The sequence below is a fragment of the Cohnella luojiensis genome (genome assembly GCF_004564235.1).
GTDB classification, from domain to species: Bacteria; Bacillota; Bacilli; order Paenibacillales; family Paenibacillaceae; genus Cohnella; species Cohnella luojiensis.
Map to the genome: position 1 here is coordinate 1 of NZ_SOMN01000056.1, position 19,644 is coordinate 19,644.

12 protein-coding genes and 1 pseudogene are annotated in these 19,644 nt (G+C 49.1%); 3 read left to right on the top strand and 10 right to left on the bottom strand.

The features are described 5' to 3' along the window. Positions 1-123: 123 nt before the first annotated feature. Complete coding sequence (locus tag E2980_RS22925; protein ID WP_135154548.1) at positions 124-1,110, bottom strand: ring-cleaving dioxygenase; 987 nt, start codon at positions 1,108-1,110, stop codon at positions 124-126. 152 nt (positions 1,111-1,262) lie between these two features. Here E2980_RS22925 and E2980_RS22930 point away from each other — a divergent pair, with 152 nt between their 5' ends. Further along, positions 1,263-2,384, top strand: coding sequence for a copper amine oxidase N-terminal domain-containing protein (locus E2980_RS22930; protein WP_167747231.1), 1,122 nt, complete (start codon positions 1,263-1,265; stop codon positions 2,382-2,384). A gap of 153 nt (positions 2,385-2,537) precedes the next feature. Next, positions 2,538-3,182, top strand: a complete 645-nt coding sequence (locus tag E2980_RS22935; protein WP_135154550.1) for a metal-dependent hydrolase — start codon at positions 2,538-2,540, stop codon at positions 3,180-3,182. Positions 3,183-3,197: 15 nt separating this feature from the next. Here E2980_RS22935 and E2980_RS22940 read toward each other — a convergent pair whose 3' ends face one another. The 7 genes and pseudogenes from E2980_RS22940 to E2980_RS22960 form a co-directional block, all read right to left on the bottom strand. Further along, on the bottom strand, positions 3,198-7,571 hold the full coding sequence (locus E2980_RS22940; RefSeq protein WP_240703158.1) for a DEAD/DEAH box helicase: 4,374 nt from the start codon (positions 7,569-7,571) through the stop codon (positions 3,198-3,200). Between the two features lie 17 nt (positions 7,572-7,588). After that, positions 7,589-9,328, bottom strand: coding sequence for an ABC transporter ATP-binding protein (locus E2980_RS22945; protein ID WP_135154551.1), 1,740 nt, complete (start codon positions 9,326-9,328; stop codon positions 7,589-7,591). Positions 9,329-9,470: 142 nt separating this feature from the next. Then, entirely contained in the window at positions 9,471-12,662 is a 3,192-nt protein-coding gene (locus tag E2980_RS24850) for a response regulator (protein ID WP_240703159.1), read from the bottom strand. Between the two features lie 65 nt (positions 12,663-12,727). Then, the gene (locus E2980_RS24855; protein WP_338080748.1) at positions 12,728-13,408 is read right to left on the bottom strand and encodes a HAMP domain-containing protein; all 681 of its coding nucleotides are present in this window, start codon (positions 13,406-13,408) and stop codon (positions 12,728-12,730) included. Beyond that, on the bottom strand, positions 13,297-15,183 hold the full coding sequence (locus E2980_RS24860; protein ID WP_240703161.1) for a HAMP domain-containing protein: 1,887 nt from the start codon (positions 15,181-15,183) through the stop codon (positions 13,297-13,299). The genes E2980_RS24855 and E2980_RS24860 overlap by 112 nt, the downstream gene beginning before the upstream one ends. Positions 15,184-15,228: 45 nt before the next feature. Beyond that, positions 15,229-16,434 (bottom strand): annotated as a pseudogene (locus E2980_RS22955) (response regulator). Positions 16,435-16,593: 159 nt separating this feature from the next. Then, complete coding sequence (locus tag E2980_RS22960; RefSeq protein WP_135154552.1) at positions 16,594-16,968, bottom strand: VOC family protein; 375 nt, start codon at positions 16,966-16,968, stop codon at positions 16,594-16,596. 70 nt (positions 16,969-17,038) lie between these two features. Here E2980_RS22960 and E2980_RS22965 point away from each other — a divergent pair, with 70 nt between their 5' ends. Further along, positions 17,039-17,602: a TlpA family protein disulfide reductase gene (locus E2980_RS22965; RefSeq protein WP_135154553.1), complete on the top strand. Its 564-nt coding sequence runs from the start codon at positions 17,039-17,041 to the stop codon at positions 17,600-17,602. A gap of 262 nt (positions 17,603-17,864) precedes the next feature. On the opposite strand, the gene E2980_RS22970 is transcribed toward E2980_RS22965, so the two are convergent. Both E2980_RS22970 and E2980_RS24865 read right to left on the bottom strand, forming a co-directional pair. Beyond that, positions 17,865-18,830 carry a 5'-nucleotidase gene (locus tag E2980_RS22970; protein WP_240703162.1) on the bottom strand — a complete coding sequence of 322 codons (966 nt, stop codon included), beginning with the start codon at positions 18,828-18,830 and terminating at the stop codon, positions 17,865-17,867. 346 nt (positions 18,831-19,176) lie between these two features. After that, positions 19,177-19,272 (bottom strand): putative holin-like toxin, encoded by a 96-nt coding sequence (locus E2980_RS24865; protein WP_240703163.1) that lies wholly within the window; start codon positions 19,270-19,272, stop codon positions 19,177-19,179. Between the last annotated feature and the right edge of the window lie 372 nt (positions 19,273-19,644).

The following is a 19,644-nucleotide window of genomic DNA, read 5'->3' on the forward strand; positions in this document are numbered from 1 at the left end:
AGGCAAAAGACTGCTTACCGTGTAAACGCTACACGAACTGTCGGGACGACAGGGTTAGCTTGGTAAATTTCTCTTCGGTAGAGGGGACTACCCAAGAATCTCGTGACTTCAGTCATGAGAGGTTCAATCGTCAATCCATGAATTTCTCTTCGTATCCAATGGCTTAAGGTTGGCTTCGATGGACTTACGTTGGTGCTCAAGGAATGGCGGCAACGCCAGGGATTCGCCCAATGTTTCGAAAGGCTCGTCCGTATCGAATCCCGGGCCGTCCGTCGCAAGCTCGAACAGAATTCCGTTAGGCTCGCGGAAGTACAAGGAACGGAAGTAATACCGTTCAACGAATCCGGAATTGGGCAATTTCATTTGGTTAAGTATGTCAATCCAAGCAAGCAGCTCTTCCTTATCCTCCACGCGGAAAGCCACATGATGGACGCCGCCCTTCCCCGGGGTCGCTGCTGACAAATCGCTTCGCGGCTCAATCTGCACTTCTGCACCCGTTCCGCCCTCCCCCACCTGCATCACGATAATGTCGGCTTGTCCTTCTGCGAGAGCGGGGACTCGACGGGTTTCTTTGAATCCAAGCAACCCGAGCACGGCTACGGTCGATTCCGGCTTTCGAACCGTTAGCTTTACGGGTCCTAGTCCGGTGATCGCGGACGCTTCGGGAACTGGACTCCGGTCCCAAGGCGTTCCCGCCGCAACACCTTCGTTCGTCTCGTCCGATACGAGTGCCAATTGCTGTCCCTCGGGATCCTCGAAGAAAATGACGTTACGTCCGGCGAATTCCGTTACCGGCGAATGTTTGACTCCGTGAGCAGTGAAGCGCTCCGTCCAATATCGCAGCGCTTCGTCGCTTGCGACTCGCAACGAAGTCCCGGAGATGCTGCTCACGCCCGCCTTCGTCGGACCGATCCCCGGGAAATCGAAGAACGTCAGCTCCGTCCCCGGATTACCTCGCTCATCCCCGTAGAAAAGATGATAGGCAGTCGTATCGTCTTGGTTCACTGTTTTCTTGATCAGCCTCATGCCCAACACTTCCGTGTAAAACTTGAAGTTTCCCTGCACGTTCCCCGTCATGGCGGATAAGTGGTGTATTCCTTTAACGTTCATGGACGACTTCCTCTCAACGATCTTAGTTCTTAACCTTCTCACAGTATATCTCTTTTTTAAAACCAAAGGCAAAAACGGTCACGCAACTTATTCCTTTCCTTATCGTCTTATAAGTGGTAATTAATTGAAATGGATATAAGGAGATGGAAAACATGAAACTGCGATGGATTACTTTAGTCGTTCTGGCCATTACATTCCTCATACCTAATTTTGCCTATGCGGAAACGCCCTCACGCTTCCAGTTCGAATGGGTAAACGGTACCGTAACCGGCGGAGAGGTCATCATTAAGAACGGAGTTACCTACATAGAGACCGAGGATATATTTATTAATGCAGGCTTCCAGAGTAATTGGGACTCAGCACATACCCGGCTTCAATTAAAAGGACAGAAAGATCAACTTGCCTTCCGCATGGGAAGCAAATTCGCCATTATGAATGGAAAGATTGTTCCCATTGGGGGCTCGCCTTTCACTAAGAACAAAAGAACATATATTCCAGCTCGATTTTTGGTCAAGGTTTTAGGGGGTAAAGAGCTCAAGTGGAGCAATACGGGTAAAGTTCTTCACGCTGCCGGATTAAGAGACTCGATGACGGTGAGTCAAATTTATGGCGGCCTTTACTACTCCGTAGACAATGATTCTGGAACTCTTTACGTCACGGATGCTAAGGGATCCAAAAGAAAACTAGCTACCCTTGAAAAAACCCTATATGATTTCGCTAACTTCGATTTTCAAGTCACGTCAAAAGGATTATTAATCATAACGATTTATGTTAACCATGGCGAACCGCATCTTCATTATCAGTTATTTACCGTCATTATCAAGAACGGTGGCGTTATTCGCCAATCGTATGCGCATTATTTCAATCGCTACTCACCCAACGTGAAGCAGTATGACAATCACCTCATTCTGACCGACGGTAAAAAATTACGGGTATTGGAAGACGGAACGGGAGCCGTCATAGAAACGATTGACTTAGTGAAACTCGGCGGCGAGGACGATGACTATTTTATCGAAGGCATGGACGATGATTCCCTATTGTTTCGCGCCAATCAGAAGGGAATTCTTAAGCTGTACAATCGAACAACAGGAGAAGTTGTACCCCTATACAAGCAGCTTCTCGATGAGAAGCGCCAGGAGTACGCGGAAACGAACGAAACGCCTTACTTTGGAGATAACCTTGTGTTTATTAAGCGGGAAGGTCAAACTCTTTATTTCCGAAATGATTCTAACTTCGAACGAGAGGATACGATTTACGAGTATAAGCTCCCATGATTCTAGTAGCAATAGCATATCCGATTTTTTAGTCGCGTAGTAGGATGTTTATTGTCCAATCTCCCTGTATAATGACCAAGCAAACATATGTTTGCATGAGGTTTATGCACTTTGCCTAGTATCATACATCGAGATCAGTCAGCGGAGGTTCATATGACAGGAAAGACCCATCTAGCCATAGGCGGCGTAATAGGCGCTGCCGCATGTTTGTATTACCCCTTCCAAGCGAATCATGCCATGATATTTTTATCCGTTGCCGGCTTTTCCGCCTTAAGCGCCGATTTGGATGGACCAAGCCTCTTAAGCGGGAAAATAGACAAGATATCCAAGCTATTGCGCGAGCTTTTCCTCTGGGGAGGCATCGTGCTTGCTGCTGTCCTAGCCTATCTGTACTTCGATCAAGGCCAGTTTTACCGGACCTATACCGTGAGCGCGGTCGTGTTGCTCCTGTTAGGCTTCGTCACGCGGGAAGGTATCTTCAGGAACGCGCTCGTAAGCGTAGTCGGCGGCGTTATACTCTATCTCGGCTGGACCTACCAGCTGAATTGGTTAATGGGCTTCGGTCTGTTCGTTGGCTGGGTTCCGTGGCTAGATCATCGGGGAATGACGCATACCATTTGGGCGCTTGGCCTATGGGGCGCAATCGGTTGGGGATTGGAGAAACATCTCCATATCGACGGGATTACCGTAGTCGCGGTTGCCGGATACGCCTCCCACCTGCTTGCGGACACTTTGACGCCGCAAGGCGTGAAATGGCTATATCCTATTTATAAGAGGTCAATCAAGGTTCGTTTGTAGATTGCAATACTTTGACTATCGGGACCAGAATACGAGCGATCGAAGCTCGCGTTCGGCTCCCCGCTGCAGCAATACCTTGCCGATTTCCGTTTCGGTGATCGGTATTCCGTTTAGGCTGTCTACTTTTACTTTCACTATCTTCCGGCTGCGGATAATCGATTGGAATGCCGATTGAAGAAGCTCGGCCTGATGATCCATTGGAACATCTACCGAATCAGGCACTGGCATCGTGATCACTTTCTTACCATTGTTCTCGATCCAGAATAGCCATTGATCTCCATGCAGCACCAAGAAATTCCCTGGTTTTCGGGAATACGCGGCGCTCCCTTCTCCTTGAGGCCAATCGATCAGCACGCCGAACGGATTCGCTGGATCCGCGGAGGACAATACCGTGTAAGCGGCTCCCATTGGACCGGGAAGCGGCTGCCTGACCGAGTCGCTGAGCTCGCGGGTCGTGAATTGAAGCGTGGACATTCCCCGGATGAACGTTCCCCTTGTCACAACCCCCCACTCTTCCAATCTTTTTAAGACCGGATAAATCGTATCCCAAGAGAAAGGGCTTATTTTAGCGACCAATTCCTTATTGATCAATCCATAGGCTTGCAGCAAATGGTGCGTCCAAGTTAGCACGGGCGATTCCTCCTCCTGCTCGTCCGCTGGAGACGAACCGGCATCTAGGAGCGCGCTTGTCGCATACCAACGTCCAAGACCGGAGCCCGTTTTCGCCCAATTGGCTTGTTTCGCATGGGTTTGAAGCCGAAGAGGAGCGAATTGATCGTTGGAGACGCGTCCTTCCCACACTAATTCAAGCAAATCAGGTAATAGTTCTGATGGAGTCTTGCCGTCTTCCCTGCTCAATCGCGTGAGAAAGCTAGCCCCACCATCCTCTAGCAATCGTAAAAGCCGTGGATGCTTGGTTGGAGTAGTTGATGGATTGGCCAGCAGCGGCAGATACAGCGATCTCGAGCGTGTCAGGAAAAAAGAGATTTTACCTTCTTTCTCCTCCTTGTCCTTCCGTCCGATCCAGAGCACTTCCCCGGAAGCGCACAGCATATCCAAGTGCTCTTTGCGATAAACGTCGACCCTAGAGGGAAGAATTATCGTCTCCCAATGAGACAACGGCAGGAACAACCCCTGCAATCGCTCGATCACGGTGAGAAGTCCTTCGCTTCCTTGCTGTTGCGATCCTTGCAACGCATGCTGCATGAAAGCGATCTGGTTGCACCATCTGGCCGCATCGACGGGCTCCGCCCTGCTCCGCGCTTGACGAATGGATAATCGGATGAGTCGCGAGGCGACCTTGGCGCTTGTCCACAACCGTTCTTCCTCGTCTGCCGCATGAGGTGCATGCTCGATCATACCGCTATCCAGCATTTGCTCGACCGCGTCTTTCGCTGACTTAAGCGTCAGTGCGGGGTAGCGATCGCAGAGTTCTGCTTCCGTGAACGAGATCAAGTGATCTACGTATCTACCGAGCACGAAAGTGACCGATGCCGGCGTTCTTGGAAAATCGGCATACATCTGCCGTTCTTCCGAGAGAATCCATCGGAATTCACCGTCACCGGTCATATCTAGCGGTAAAACTCTGTCTTGCTCACGGAGCTGCTGCAGCCAAGTAAGGGCTGGCTCACCCGCTATCTTGGAGATCTCCATTGCCGTAAGATCTCCGCGATTCTTCATTAAAGAAGCTAGCTCATCCGCGTTGACAGGAGGGCGCTCAAGCTCGCTCAGCCTACGATTCTCATCTTGTATGGCTTCTTGGCTGATCGCCTGTCCGAATCCGTACGAATCGAACAACTGGCCCGCCATGACCTTGCTGACTTGCAACAGCTGAAGTCGGGTGGTTTCGTCCAAGCCGTCTCCTTCGTAGATTTGCATATTCACGTATTCCGCAATGAACTGTGCCGCGAACGGCGACGGATACGGCGTTTCCTTGACGATGATTTTGACCTGTCCCGATATGATCTGCTCCAGTAAGGCTCTAAGATCTTCATACCCCAAGTAATCATGGAGACATTCCGCCATCGCTTCATGCAAATATGGAAAATGCTCCGCGTAAGGCAACGCTCCCCGAAGAAGCTCCTCGCTCCGAAGACGCTTCTGCCACATCGGAGTGCGGGTAAAGCTTCTGGATAGCAGCAGCGAGGTCTCCGCGATTCTCCGGAAGGCGATTCCGAGCAACGGTGAACCGGTTATGGCCTCGACGAGCAACTGCTCAAGATTCGCCGGCGTCACTTGGTTAATGATCTGCAGCCAGGACGAGTCCCAATCGGGAAGTACGAATTCGATTCCGTTATCCTTGGCATTCCCGTATGGCCTGTAGGGAAGAAGCTGCTCGAATTGTCTTTCGATCGCCAGCTGCCAAGCTCGATTGACCGTTCTTCCGAAAGGGTTATGGATGATGACGTGAGTTTGGTTCATCACGTCCTTATAGTGTTCGATGACGATCTGTTTGTCCGTAGGCAGAGCGCATGCATTGTACTGGGAGCGAATATGGGAAAACAACTCGTCCGCCGAGGTCCTGTCCATCCCGTAGCCTGCCTGCAACCACTCGAATGCTCGATCGTCGATCTCTTTCTCGTTTTCCGAGGAATCCGCCGTTTCCGCCGCGAGCTGAAGACGTTCGGATAGTTCCTGAAGGAATCCTCCGATCTTCAATCCCAATTCGTAAGATCGGCTTCCCGCTTCGTTGCGCCAGAAAGGAATCTCGCTGAACCGATTTCCCGCTTCGGACACGTATACCCGGTCGTTCCGGATATCCCGGATCATCCAAGAGCTCGTCCCCAATTGAAAGACGTCGCCGACGCGGCTTTCCTGGATGAACTCCTCGTCTAGCTCGCCAAGATGCGTGCGGCTATCCAGATGATGAACCGGATAACCTCCGCTCTGAGGAATCGTGCCGACTCCCGTAATGGAAGCCATTGCCGTATTGCTTCGCTTGGTTAGCAAGTTACTCGCTCTTTCCCATTCCAGTAATGGCCTGGCGAATGGATAGAAACCTGCAAGCACTTGGAGCATGCTCTCCAAGCGTTCACGCGGATAACCTTGATAGCTGTCGCTTTGTTGGATAAGACGATGCAGTGCCCCTATTTCCCAATCGTCCATCGCAACCATCGCGACTACTTGCTGGGAGAGCACATCCATAGGCCCATGCGGAATGCGGATTTCCTCGATCTCGCGTCGCGCGATCTGCCTGCTCAACACCGCAAGCTCGGGCAACGCGGATTTCTGCCTGGCCAACAAGATGCCGCGGCTAGCCTCGCCTACGGCATGACCGGCACGACCGATGCGCTGAATGCCTCTCGCCGCCTCTTGCGGGGAATCGATCTGGATGACGAGGTCGATATGACCGACGTCGATGCCAAGCTCTAGAGACGAAGTGGCAACGATGCACCGCAAGCTCCCGTCCTTCAGCATTTGCTCCACCTCTAAGCGACGTTCTCGGGAGATGCTGCCATGATGGGATCGAGCCATTTCATATCCGACATGGTCATTCAGACGCAAACACAGCCGTTCGCATAGTCGCCGGCTGTTCACGAACAGAAGAACGGAACGGCAGCCCTCCATCGCCTGCATGATACGATCAAGGAGCGGCAGCCATACCACTTCCCGCGTCGCGGCAGGCTTGCTCTGATCGGGCATCGTGATGAGCACGCTAATGTTCTTGCTCATGGCGCTTTCCACGATCGTGACCGGACGAGGTCGCATTTCCTCCCCTTCGCCCAAGCGTTCCCATCCCGCAAGAAACCGGGCTACCCGGTCAAGCGGCTTCTGCGTCGCAGAGACACCGATGCGCTGAGGGGACTTCGAGCAGCGCTGAGTCAATCTCTCCAACGTTATAGACAGGTGAGAACCGCGTTTGTCGGCAGCAAGGTCATGGATTTCATCGATGATGACTTGCTCGACGGTCTCCAGAATCGTACGCCCTTTATCCGAAGTAAGCATCAGGAACAGCGATTCCGGCGTCGTAACGAGCAGCTCCGGAGGATTGCGCAAGATCGAAGCGCGTTTGCTCTGGCTAGTGTCGCCAGTCCGAACCTCGCATCGAATACCCGGCCATTCCGCTCCGCGTTCAATCGAGCGCGCCTCTAGCTGTTCCACGAACTGCAGAGCATGATGATGAATGTCGTTGTTTAATGCTTTGAGCGGAGTCAAATAGAGGATTCGCACGCCAGCCTTGGCGCGGGAACCGGAGCGGACGAGCTTATCCAGACAGGGCAACAACGCTGCAAGCGTCTTACCTGATCCGGTCGGCGCGGCGATTAACGTGTGATGGCTTTGGCCGATCGATTCCCAGGCTTGGCGCTGAACGTCGGTTGGCTCTCCGAACGACTCCGAGAACCATGCGGAGAGTACGGGATGAAAAGGCATCCGCTCTGAATCCTTCACGAGATCGACTCCTTACTTCATAAGTTCTGAACGTTATAAAGCCTTGCGTATGCTCCGTCGAAATCCATCAAATGCTCATGAGTCCCGCGTTCGACAATCTCGCCTTTCTCGATGACGATGATCTGGTCGGCATGGGTGATTGTAGAGAGCCGATGCGCCACGACAAGCGTCGTCCGGTTGTCCGATAGCGCCTGTAACGACTCCTGGATCAAATGTTCGGATTCCAAGTCAAGCGCGGAAGTCGCTTCGTCAAGAACCAATATCGCCGGATCCTTAAGGAACACCCTCGCAATTGCGATCCGCTGCTTCTGGCCACCGGACAGCTTAACTCCCCGTTCCCCGATCTCCGTCTCGTAGCCATTCGGCAAGCTCATGATGAAATCATGCGCGTTCGCTCTTTTCGCCGCCTCCAGCATATTGAACTCCGTCTCGTCCGGATTGCCTAGCATGATGTTCTCCCGAACGCTACCGCTGAACAAAATATTGTCTTGCAGTACCATCCCGATCTGAGATCGCAAGCTATGTTGAGTTACCGTCGATATGTCTTGACCGTCTATTCGAATCGTACCCTGTTGGATATCGTAGAATCTCGGCAATAAGCTGATTAGGGACGACTTCCCTCCCCCGCTCATTCCTACGAAAGCGATGGTCTGCCCCGGCTCGATCGTTAGGTCTATATTTCGTAAGACGAGATCGGTTTCCTCACGATATCTGAAGGATACGTCTTCGAATTCGATTCGTCCCGTAATCTTATTAAGAGGTTTCGCATCCTTGCCGTCCTTAATATCTTGCGGCTCGTTCAGCAGCTCCATGACCCTCTCCAAGGAAGCCGATGCTTGCGTCAGTTCCGTTGAAGCGCTAACGAGTCGGCGAAGCGGCGTATACAACCGATCGAGATAACCGTAAAATGCGACGAATCCCCCGATCGTTAAGCTCTTCGTAATGACGAGATACCCTCCGCCAAGCAAGATGAGTAACGGCGCGATTTCGGTAAGCGTATTAATGATGGCGTTAGTTAATGCATTCCATCGGGTCAAGGCGAGAGCCCGTTCGAGGAATTTGCCGTTCTTTAATCCGAATTGCTTCTTCTCGTATTGCTCCAGCGTAAAGCTTTTTACTACAGGTATGCCCACTACATGTTCATTCAGATACCCTTGCATGTCCGCAAGAGCGGCCGAACGGGAACGGGCGAACGTCTTTAATTTTCTGTACAGCTTCACGACGGCTATCCCATAGAAAGGCAAGATCAGAATCGCAACCAAGGTAAGCGTAGCGTTCATGCTTAGCATGATGGCTAGCGCGATCGTGAGCGTGAACAAATCCAGCCATACGTTCATCATTCCCGTTTCGACGATCGCTTTCGTCTGTTCCGCGTCGTTCATCATTCGCGAGATTATCTCTCCCGATTTTCGTTCCTGATAGAATCGTAGGGACAGACGTTGCAGATGACCATATAGCTTGTTGCGTAAGTCGAATAAGATCTTGCTAGTCGTCAATTGGGCGAAATACTGGCGGAAATACTCGATCGGATATCGAATAATGACGAATAGGACGAATGAGATTGCGATCAACTCTACCAAACGCGATATCTTGTCATCCTGGGGCAGATCGGCTAGTAATATATCATCTACCGCATATTGGAGAAATAGCGGAACCGTGAGCGGAATCGCGAACTTCAACATCCCGATGAGCAGCGTAATCGCCACGAGCCATCGATATGGCTTCACGAACCGGAAATACATACGAAATTCTTTCATTGTTTGTCCCCTTCATTTCATCAGCTATGCATCCATCTTACCGATAATAGATGGGGTATGACAAGGAAACGGCTAGACATCGGTCCATAAAAAACCGGAAAGCGCCAAGATCAGGCACTCTCCGGTTATCCGTCGTCATTCGTCACTTGTTCAACCACATTCGAATCATAGATAACAATTGCGCGCTGTTCACCGGTTTCGTAATGTAATCGGAAGCTCCGGCTTCTACGCAAAGTTCCCGGTCTCCCTGCATGGCCTTGGCGGTTAGAGCAATGATGGGAAGCTCCTTGAATCGGGCGATCTGACGAATGGCCCGAGTCGTTTCGTATCCGTCCATAACCGGCATCATGATGTCCATAAGGACGATATCGACATCCGGAGTATTTTCCAGTATCGCAATCGCGTCATGACCGTTCTCGGCCGGCAACACCTTCATGTTATGGCGCTCCAGGATCGACGTCAATGCGAAGATATTGCGAATGTCGTCGTCGACGACAAGCACCTTCTTGAACTCGATCATTTCATCCGATTGGTGCAGTTTATCCAGAGCGTTCCGAGACTCTTCCGGTAGGCTTTCCGATTTCCTATGCAGGAACAAGGCCGTTTCGTCCATAATTTGAACCTGCGTCTTCGCAATCTTGACGACGGCCGATTTCATGACCTCGTCCAATTCGGACTCCTCTTGCGCCGTAAGCTTCTTGTCGCGGTTGATGACGACAGGCGTATACTTGTGATCGGCGTTCTTCTGCATCTCCCGAATAAAGCTAATGACGTTCATGTCCGTCAACTCGTAATCGATTAGCACGCAGTCGATCTGCTTGGTTTTTAATTGATTTAAGGCTTTGCGACCCGTGTCCACGCTAATCGCCTTAATATCCTTGCCGTCCAGCAGACTCACCGTTTCCTTGCGCCGCTGCTCATCGTTCATCGCGACGAGCAGGTTCTGAACAGTGCGGTCCGCGAAGCTGTTCAACCTATCGAGAGCGTTCTCCAACTCTTCGTTCGTCACCGGTTTGTAGAAATAATCGTAGACGCCTTTTTTCATCAATTCGACTTCGTCTTCGTCTACGGTAATCACGCATACCGGAATATGACGGACCCTGATGTCGTTCTTCAAATGTTCGATAACAAGCCAACCGTCCGTATCCGAAAGATGAAGGTCCAGCGTGATCGCAACCGGTTTATATTTGTGCACGAGCTCAAGCGCGTTTAACCCTTTGGTCGTCACGATGGCTTTAATGCCTTTTTTCCGTAGTACGCCGATCAGTATCTCGTTAAATTTGTGGTCGTCCTCAATAATGAGGAATACTCGGTCTGCCGGGCTGATATCGTTACGATCATCGATAATATCGTCTCCTGCATCGCTTCCGAAGCTCCGAATGCGTTTAGGCGGCGCTACGTCAATGACCTCGGGAACGTGTTTCGTACGGTGCTCCTTCACTACAACTTCTAAGACCTCCGAATCGATAGGCAGGTAGAGATTAAATACGCTTCCTCTGTTCACTTCGCTATGCAGCGTAATTTCTCCGCCCAACATCTCCGCGATCTCCCTGGATATCGCAAGTCCTAAACCTGTACCGCCGTATTCGCGGTTCGTGCTTCCATCGGCCTGTTGGAAAGCTTCGAAGATAATCTGCTGCTTTTCCTGCGGTATGCCGATTCCCGTATCGCTAACGGAGAAACAAATGACCTGGCGAGCGCGATTCAGCGTCTCGTTCTCGGGATTCCAGCCTTCGAGCGCCCTGCGGATAAGGAGAATGATCTGTCCCTTTTCCGTAAATTTGAAAGCATTCGACAGAAGGTTTTTCAGAATCTGCTGCAATCTCTTGGCATCGGTATTGATTTTCACGGGAACATCCGGTTCGATCTTGATTTTATAATCTAATAATTTCTCGTCGACCATATGCCGGAACGTCCGGTCCAGACCGTCAGTCAACTCGCCAAGGGATAACTCGCCGTAATCCGGCGTGACCGTACCCGACTCGATCTTCGATAGATCCAGGATATCATTAATGAGGTTAAGCAGTTCAAGCCCGGAGTCTTGAATCGTCTTGGCGAATTTCACCTGATGGCCCGTCAAGTTGTCGTTGGGGTTCTCGGCTAGCTGCTCCGCGAGCAAGAGCAAAGAATTTAGCGGCGTGCGAAGCTCATGGGACATGTTAGCCAGGAACTCGGATTTATACTTCGAGGTCAGGGCGAGCTGCTCGGCTTTTTCCTCCAAGAATCGCTTGGCCACTTCGACTTCATTGTTCTTACTCTCCACTTCGGCCTTCTGAATTATGAGAAGCTTCGCTTTATCCTCCAGCTCGTCATTCGTCGTCTGAAGCTCCATCTGCTGCTTCTGCAGCTCTTCCGTAAGAGATTGGGACTGAATAAGCAACTCTTCCGTGCGTTGGTTAGCCTGCATCGTATTGATAACGATTCCGATCGATTCCGTTAACTGATCCAGGAAGGCCAAATCGATTCCGCTATACGGCCGGAAAGAAGCAAGCTCCAAGATTGCGAGCACCTGGTCCTCGAAAATAATCGGAAGCAGCACGATATTCAGCGGAGCGGCTTCTCCGAGCGCGGAAGAAATGACGACGTAATCCCCCGGAACGTTAGAGAGCAGAATGCGTTGCTTCTCGATAAGGCATTGTCCGACTAATCCTTGTCCTTCCCGGAACTCGTTCGAGAGATGCTTGCGATTCTGGTATGCATAACTCGCGAACAGCTTCAGAACTTGTTCTCCGTTCGCAGGCTCGTTGATATAGAATACGCCATGCTGCATAGATACGAGAGGGGCTAGCTCGGACAGAATCATCCGGCTGACCGCGTACAGATCCCTTTGACCTTGCAGCAAACGGGAGAATTTGGCCAAGTTCGTCTTCAGCCAGTCTTGCTCCGTATTGATGCGGGTCGTTTCCTTCAGGTTTCGGATCATCTCATTGATGTTGTCTTTCAAAGTTTCGACTTCGCCTGCCGCGGCAACGTCGATGGCACGGGAGAGATCGCCATTCGTAACCGCGGTCGCAACGCTCGTGATCGCCCGTACCTGAGTCGTTAACGTACTCGCCATATAGTTAACGTTGTCGGTCAAGTCGCGCCATGTACCCGCAGCGCCTGGAACGCTCGCCTGACCGCCCAGTTTTCCTTCCGCGCCTACCTCGCGGGCCACGGTAGTTACTTGAACGGCGAAAGTGGCGAGAGTTTCGATCATGTTATTGATTGTGTCGGTCAGCTCCGCGATCTCGCCCTTGGCTTCCACGTTCAGCTTCTGCTTCAGGTTACCGTTCGCGACCGCGGTAACGACCTTCGCGATTCCGCGCACTTGATCCGTTAAATTCGTGGCCATGATGTTAACGTTATCGGTAAGATCCTTCCAAGTTCCGCCGACGCCGCGGACTTGGGCTTGACCGCCTAATTTGCCATCCGTGCCGACCTCGCGAGCAACCGCGTAACCTCGGACGCGAAGGAGTTCAACTGGTCCACCATCGTATTGATCGTGTTCTTAAGCTCCAGCAATTCGCCTTTAACATCTACGGTGATTTTCTTGGAGAGATCGCCGTTCGCGACCGCCGTCGTAACGCCAGCGATGTTGCGCATCTGAACCGTAAGGTTGCTAGCCATATAATTAACGGTATCGGTTAAGTCCTTCCAAGTTCCCGAGACGTCTTTCACTTCTGCTTGGGCGCCCAGATTTCCTTCGGTACCTACCTCGCGTGCAACCCGCGTAACCTCGGACGCGAAGTTACTTAGCTGATCCACCATCGTATTCATCGTATTTTTAAGTTCGAGAATCTCGCCTTTAACGTCAACCGTTATCTTCTCGGATAGATCGCCTTTCGCAACCGCAGTCGTGACATCGGCGATATTGCGCACTTGGTCCGTCAGATTGCGGGCCATGTTATTAACGCTTTCGGTCAAGTCCTTCCACGTCCCGCCGACGCCTTTAACCTCGGCTTGTCCGCCCAGCTTCCCGTCCGTACCTACCTCGCGAGCCACGCGGGTAACCTCGGAGGAGAACATCGAGAGCTGATCCACCATCGTATTGATCGTGACCTTGAGCTCCAGGATTTCCCCTTGAACATCTGCTGTGATTTTCTTGGATAAGTCCCGTTCGCGACGGCAGTCGTGACGACGGCGATATTACGCACTTGGTTCGTCAAATTCGAAGCCATGTAATTAACGCTCTCGGTCAAGTCGCGCCAGGTTCCCGCCACTCCCTTGACCTGGGCTTGTCCGCCGAGCATCCCTTCCGTCCCTACCTCGCGCGCCACCCGAGTAACTTCGGAAGCAAAGGTAGATAGCTGCTCCACCATCGTGTTGATCGTATTCTTGAGCTCCAGAATCTCGCCCGTCGCATTGACGGTAATCTGTTTCGATAGGTCCCCTTTGGCGACGGCCGTGGTCACTTCGGCGATATTACGCACTTGATCGGTTAACGTACCCGCCATGAAATTAACGCTATCGGTCAAGTCTTTCCATGTGCCCGATACGTCCTTTACATCAGCTTGTCCGCCGAGTATCCCTTCCGTCGAAACTTCTCTAGCTACCCGAGTTACCTCTGATGCGAAATTACTGAGCTGATCTACCATTGTATTGATCGTGCTCTTAAGCTCGAGAATTTCTCCCCTGGCATCAACGGTAATCGTCTTGGACAGATCGCCTTTCGCGACCGCCGTCGTCACTTCCGCGATGTTCCGCATTTGGTTCGTTAAGTTCGTGGCCATATAGTTAACGCTTTCGGTCAAATCGCGCCAAGTACCCGCAACTCCGCTAACCTCTGCTTGTCCGCCAAGCATCCCTTCCGTGCCAACCTCTCTGGCAACCCGAGTAACCTCGGATGCAAAAGTGGAAAGCTGCTCCACCATCGTGTTGATCGTATTCTTAAGCTCCAGAATTTCACCTTGAACGTCCGCGGTGATTTTCTTAGATAGATCGCCGTTGGCTACCGCCGTCGTAACGACCGCGATATTACGTACCTGATTCGTGAGGTTGGAAGCCATATAGTTAACGCTCTCGGTTAAATCTCTCCATGTACCGGATACGCCTTTAACGTCTGCTTGTCCGCCTAGTTTCCCTTCGGTGCCTACTTCTCGCGCCACCCGGGTAACCTCAGAGGAGAACATCGAGAGCTGGTCTACCATCGTGTTGATGGTGTTCTTCAATTCTTGAATCTCGCCTTTGGCATTTACGGTGATTTGCTTCGACAGATCCCCGTTCGCTACGGCAGTCGTAACTGCGGCGATATTACGTACCTGATCCGTCAGATTGCTGGCCATGTTGTTAACGCTATCGGTCAAATCCTTCCAAGTGCCGGACACGCCCTTAACGTCCGCTTGTCCGCCGAGCTTGCCGTCCGTTCCGACCTCTCTCGCAACTCGCGTTACCTCGGAAGCGAATGTGCTGAGCTGATTCACCATCTTATTAATGTTGCTTGCGGTTCTTTGGAATTCGCCTGTAAGAGGCCTGCCTTCGAATTCCAAGTCCACGCTCTGGGACAAATCCCCTTTGGCAACCGCGTTAATAACCCGGACCATCTCGCTGGTAGGCTGGATTAAATCGATGACGAGGCCGTTAAGCGAATCGATTACCGTCTCATAGGATCCTCCACTGTTCTTATGGACGAACCTGCGGGATAACTTCCCTTCTTTGCCTACGACTCGAGCAACGGCTTGAACCTCGTTAACGAGACTTTCCTGCATATCCATGATCTCATTGAACGTATCCGCAACTTTACCGTTAATTCCCGTATGGTTATAGGGCATTCTGTACGAGAAGTCCCCCTTTTTCAAAGCCATCAGCGCGTTTAACAACTCTCCCGCATGAATCTGTTCCTCGTACATTTCAGGCAACTGTTCTTTATTCGACATAATCTCAACCTCTCCGTTTCTTAGGTTTATATCTCTCTAGTAAGATTATTTGCGTACCTGAATGGTAAAAACGAACGTCGTACCCGGCTCATCCTCTGGTTCCGCCCTTATAGTTCCACCCATTAGCTCAACCAAGGATTTGCAGATCGATAGCCCTAGTCCCGTGCCCCCGTATCTCCGATTAATCTAAGCATCCAATTGCGCGAAGGGCCGAAACAGCTGATCCATCTTTTCCTTCGGAATGCCGATTCCGGTATCCTTGACCTTAAATTCTATAAGAAGCGAATCTTCCTTATCCTCGAGCAGATTAACGCACATATATACGCTCCCCGTTTTGGTGAAATTCACGGCATTGCCGACAAGATTAACTAGAATCTGTCTGACTCGATTCACATCTCCATTAATGTAGGCGGGCAGCGAAGGATCCAACTCCAAGGTCATATCTAATTTTCGCTTTCGCGTCTCGGCCGTGAACAAATCGATCGATTCCTCTAGGCAATGCTTAAGCAGGAACGGTTCATCCTCTAGATCCATCTTGCCGGACTCTATCTTGGAGAAATCCAATATATGATTAATGACCGATAGTAGAGCATTACCGCTCTTGTGAATGATATCTGCCATATTGGCATACTCTTGCGGAAGATCGGAGGCCAGGAGTAAATCCGACATCCCGATAATTCCGTTCAATGGCGTCCTAATCTCATGGCTCATCATGGCTAGAAACTCCGATTTCACCTTCGAAGCAACTTCGGCCGTTTCCTTCGCTTGAATGAGCGCCTGATTCGTTTTCTCAAGCTGCTTAGTTTGCCGCTGAAGCAATTCGCTTTGTTCCTGCAACGCTAAATTCGCTTCATACATTCCGACGTAACCCTCGATTTTCGACTTGAAAATAGCAGGGATAAACGGTTTGGTCATGTAGTCGATGGCTCCGACCGAATAACCGGTAAATACATGCTCTAATTTATTGTTCGACGCCGATAAGAAGATGATCGGAACTAGCTTGGTCTTCTCGCGCGTCCGTATGATGCTTGCCGTCTCGAAGCCATCCATTTCCGGCATCTGGACGTCCATGACGATGACGGCAAATTCATCTTCCAGAAGACACCGAAGTGCTTCTATCCCGGAATAAGCGCGAACTATACGGTAGGGTTCTCCGGTCAACACGGCCTCAATGGCAACCAAATTCTCGGGATGATCATCGACGATTAGTATGTTGACTGGACTCTCCATATCCTCACTCCCAGGTTTCATTGAAATCTACAGGGTTATGTACCCATCATTCGACAGCTTGAAACAGGTCTTAGTGAAAAATTCCTATTCGTTGTTCCAATCAAAAACAAACAAAAAACGCTAAAGCAATAAATGCTCTAGCGTCGGATTCCGAGGTTATCGGTTCTATCACTAACTATGCTATCCCCCAAACGCAATTCGATAGCCATCAAGATCTTGAATAGTAAATTCGCTAAAAAAATCATTTAAGTCAGGTCCTCTTACAATTTGTATTCCTTTGGATCGAAACTCTTCAAGTAAAACCCGTACATCGGTATAACAAAAAACATCAAAATATAATCCGCCTTCAACTGAGGAGAATGGTTTAACGTCTTCTTGGTTCTTTGCTTGATGAAGGATAAATGTTACGGAGTCTCTAGTCATGTGTACATGTTGTATGTCCGGTCCGCCAACTAATTCATAAGTAAAGCCAAGATTCTTATAAAACGTAATTGAATTCGCAATATTCTTTACGAGTAACACCATTGTTGGTCCAGACAATTTTGCTTTCTCCATCTTGGACATTCCTCCAGAAAGTCGTTATTATTATCATTAGTTAAAATAATCCATTTATTGAGGGGCGTCTATGAGAAAAATTCAGGTAATAAGCACTTGTATGATATTGATTTTTGCTATTTGTATAATTGCTTATGTTGTTCTAGAAAAGAAAACCTCGTCATCTGATGATAAATCGGTAATATCTACAGAAAACGAAAAAACTTTATCCATGAACACTGAGAACATCGTATTAAAAGATCTTATAACTTCTAATAAAACTTCAATCAACTTTTCCGAAAAACCAACAGCCCTATTATTCTTTACTTCTTGGTGCCCTTATTGTAATGAAGACGCCCCAAAGATAGTCGAATTACAAAATAAATACAAAGACAACATGAATGTTTTTGGAATAAATCTGATATATCGCGATGATATAGACGAGGTAAGAAGTTATGTGAAAAACTATAAAATTGAATACCCGGTCCTTCTTGATGAAACTGGAGATATATATGAAAAGTATGGTGGATCTGGTTTTCCGGCTCTATACTTTTTCAACTCTAAAGGCGAACTAATAGATCAGATAATCGGTTCCTCGGACATCGAATATATAGAAAGTTCATTTATTAATCTACAAGAAAAGTTCAATTTATAAAAGTTATTCCCTACTAGGTCATAGAGGTTCAAAATCCCACCTTCGGCGGTGGCGTATGCCCCGATACGTGAACATATTGTTATATGAAGGATCTCTGAGTTACCGTCAAAAATCGCGATGCGGTTGGATGGTGCGAGTGTGTCCCGCTGAATCTACTTCCCTGCTACTGAAAATGCCTCACCGAATCCTCTTCTAACTCCGGTCCGGACCGAGGCAGCTTGTCTGCCGATGCGTGAATATGGTGTTCCCCTTCCTTGAAATACTAAAGTGACTTCTTTGTTTTATATGGAACTCTCGCAGAGGGGACTAATTTAGATGAATCTTTCAAATGGACATCTTGATCATCAAAGAAAATGTGAGCCCCGAATGCTTTTAGTATTTCTTCTTTTTGTACTCCTCCCATAAAGAAAGCTTCATCAATTCTAACTCCCCATTTCCTTAGTGTTAGAATAACTCTCTTATGTGCGGGACTATTTCTAGCAGTAACTAAAGCAGTTCTGATTGGATTATTCTCTGGATCGAACTGTGACTGCAAAAAAGATAATGTTTTTAGCAATTTAGCAAACGGTCCTTCAGGAAGAGGCTTCTCTGCATTATTCTTCTCATGAATTAAGAATTCCTCTAAACCCTTTTCTTTGTAAATTAATTCCGATTCTTCTGAAAAAATAACAGCATCCCCGTCAAAGGCGATTCTGATCTCTTTAATCTCTTCAAAATTATATGTTGTATCACTCTTATAAATTAAGCCTGAAGCAATTCCAGCATCAATTGCATTCTGGACATCTTCTTCATTGGCCGATAAAAATAGATCTACCCTAAAAGCATTTAAATATGGAACAATTGATCTTCCACTTGTAAGAGCAGCTCTAGATACATCCAGACCATAATGATCAATTGAATTAAATATACGCAAGCTGGTCTCAGCACTATTACGTGACATAATAATCACTTCAGTTTTTCTTTTTCCTTTTGTTAATTGATTTAAAGTTAGTATGGCTTTTATAAGTCCGAATCCTATACCTGGTTTTAATGCAACATTCTCATTTTCGAGTTGATAATCAGAATATGCTTGTAGTCCCTGAGTCCTGAAAATTTCATCTTCAAAAGACAAATCAAACAAAGCTCTTGAAGAAATACCAATTACCAAATAGTTAGATAAATCTACTGGCACAGAAATACACTCCTTGTATTGAATTTGGGATCTTTCTGATAACGTTGTTGTATTCACGACGCCCCACCACCTTAAGGTCACGAAGTGATCGGCCGCGATGCGGTTAGGTGGTGCGGGTGTGCGGCTGAATCTGCTTGCCTGCTACTGCCAATGTCACCCGTGTCTTCGTGTCTTCGTGTCTTCGTGTCTTCGTGTCTTCGTGTCTTCGTGTCTTCGTGTCTTCGTGTCTTCGTGTCTTCGTGTCTTTCTAATGGTTTATTTCTATTTTTGTTTATGGTATCATTTTATTAAAGAAGCCGAGTGCTGCAAACACTCGGCAACACAATTGGCTTGGATGGGTTTTTCCCTTCTAGGTCATAGAGGATCAAAATCCCACCTTTGGCGGTCAACCTTGGGGTGGGATTTACTTTCTCTTGAAGTTATTTCCGATGTAAGTTAAAAGAGCAATGATTAACGATGCGAAAGGTATCATGATCGTTATTGCGTCCTTTATTTCCACGGCTTCACCTCCTTTCGAAGGGAAACCATGCCCACCCAAGATTCAATTGTGATCTAATTATACCATTCTTGCCCAGTAATGAGTAGAACGTATGTTTGTGTTTAGATGTTGTTAATATTTATGTCTTGCGTTAGTTTCGTCGTCACGGTAGAGACGCCGATTACTCGACGCCCCCCGCACAGATCCCGGCGTGCGGATTTCCCGCACCGGGCTCTTCAAGAATACTCACTTCCGCACTTCCGGCTTCAGAAATCAAACTGAAGTTGGATATATCTGGATTCTACAATTCGAGGCTTAACAACAGAATACCTGCCTAAGCAGGCAGTGAAGGCGCTTTGGTTGAAGCTTCGTCGTTGGCTTCTCCGGTTTAAC

What these genes read in the sequence shown, in the direction of transcription:
- E2980_RS22925 (WP_135154548.1), bottom strand. Translation starts at nt 1,110, where the DNA reads ATGAACGTTAAAGGAATACACCACTTATCCGCCATGACGGGGAACGTG.
- E2980_RS22930 (WP_167747231.1), top strand. Translation starts at nt 1,263, where the DNA reads ATGAAACTGCGATGGATTACTTTAGTCGTTCTGGCCATTACATTCCTC.
- E2980_RS22935 (WP_135154550.1), top strand. Translation starts at nt 2,538, where the DNA reads ATGACAGGAAAGACCCATCTAGCCATAGGCGGCGTAATAGGCGCTGCC.
- E2980_RS22945 (WP_135154551.1), bottom strand. Translation starts at nt 9,328, where the DNA reads ATGAAAGAATTTCGTATGTATTTCCGGTTCGTGAAGCCATATCGATGG.
- E2980_RS24850 (WP_240703159.1), bottom strand. Translation starts at nt 12,662, where the DNA reads ATGGCCACGAATTTAACGGATCAAGTGCGCGGAATCGCGAAGGTCGTT.
- E2980_RS24860 (WP_240703161.1), bottom strand. Translation starts at nt 15,183, where the DNA reads ATGTCGAATAAAGAACAGTTGCCTGAAATGTACGAGGAACAGATTCAT.
- E2980_RS22960 (WP_135154552.1), bottom strand. Translation starts at nt 16,968, where the DNA reads ATGGAGAAAGCAAAATTGTCTGGACCAACAATGGTGTTACTCGTAAAG.
- E2980_RS22965 (WP_135154553.1), top strand. Translation starts at nt 17,039, where the DNA reads ATGAGAAAAATTCAGGTAATAAGCACTTGTATGATATTGATTTTTGCT.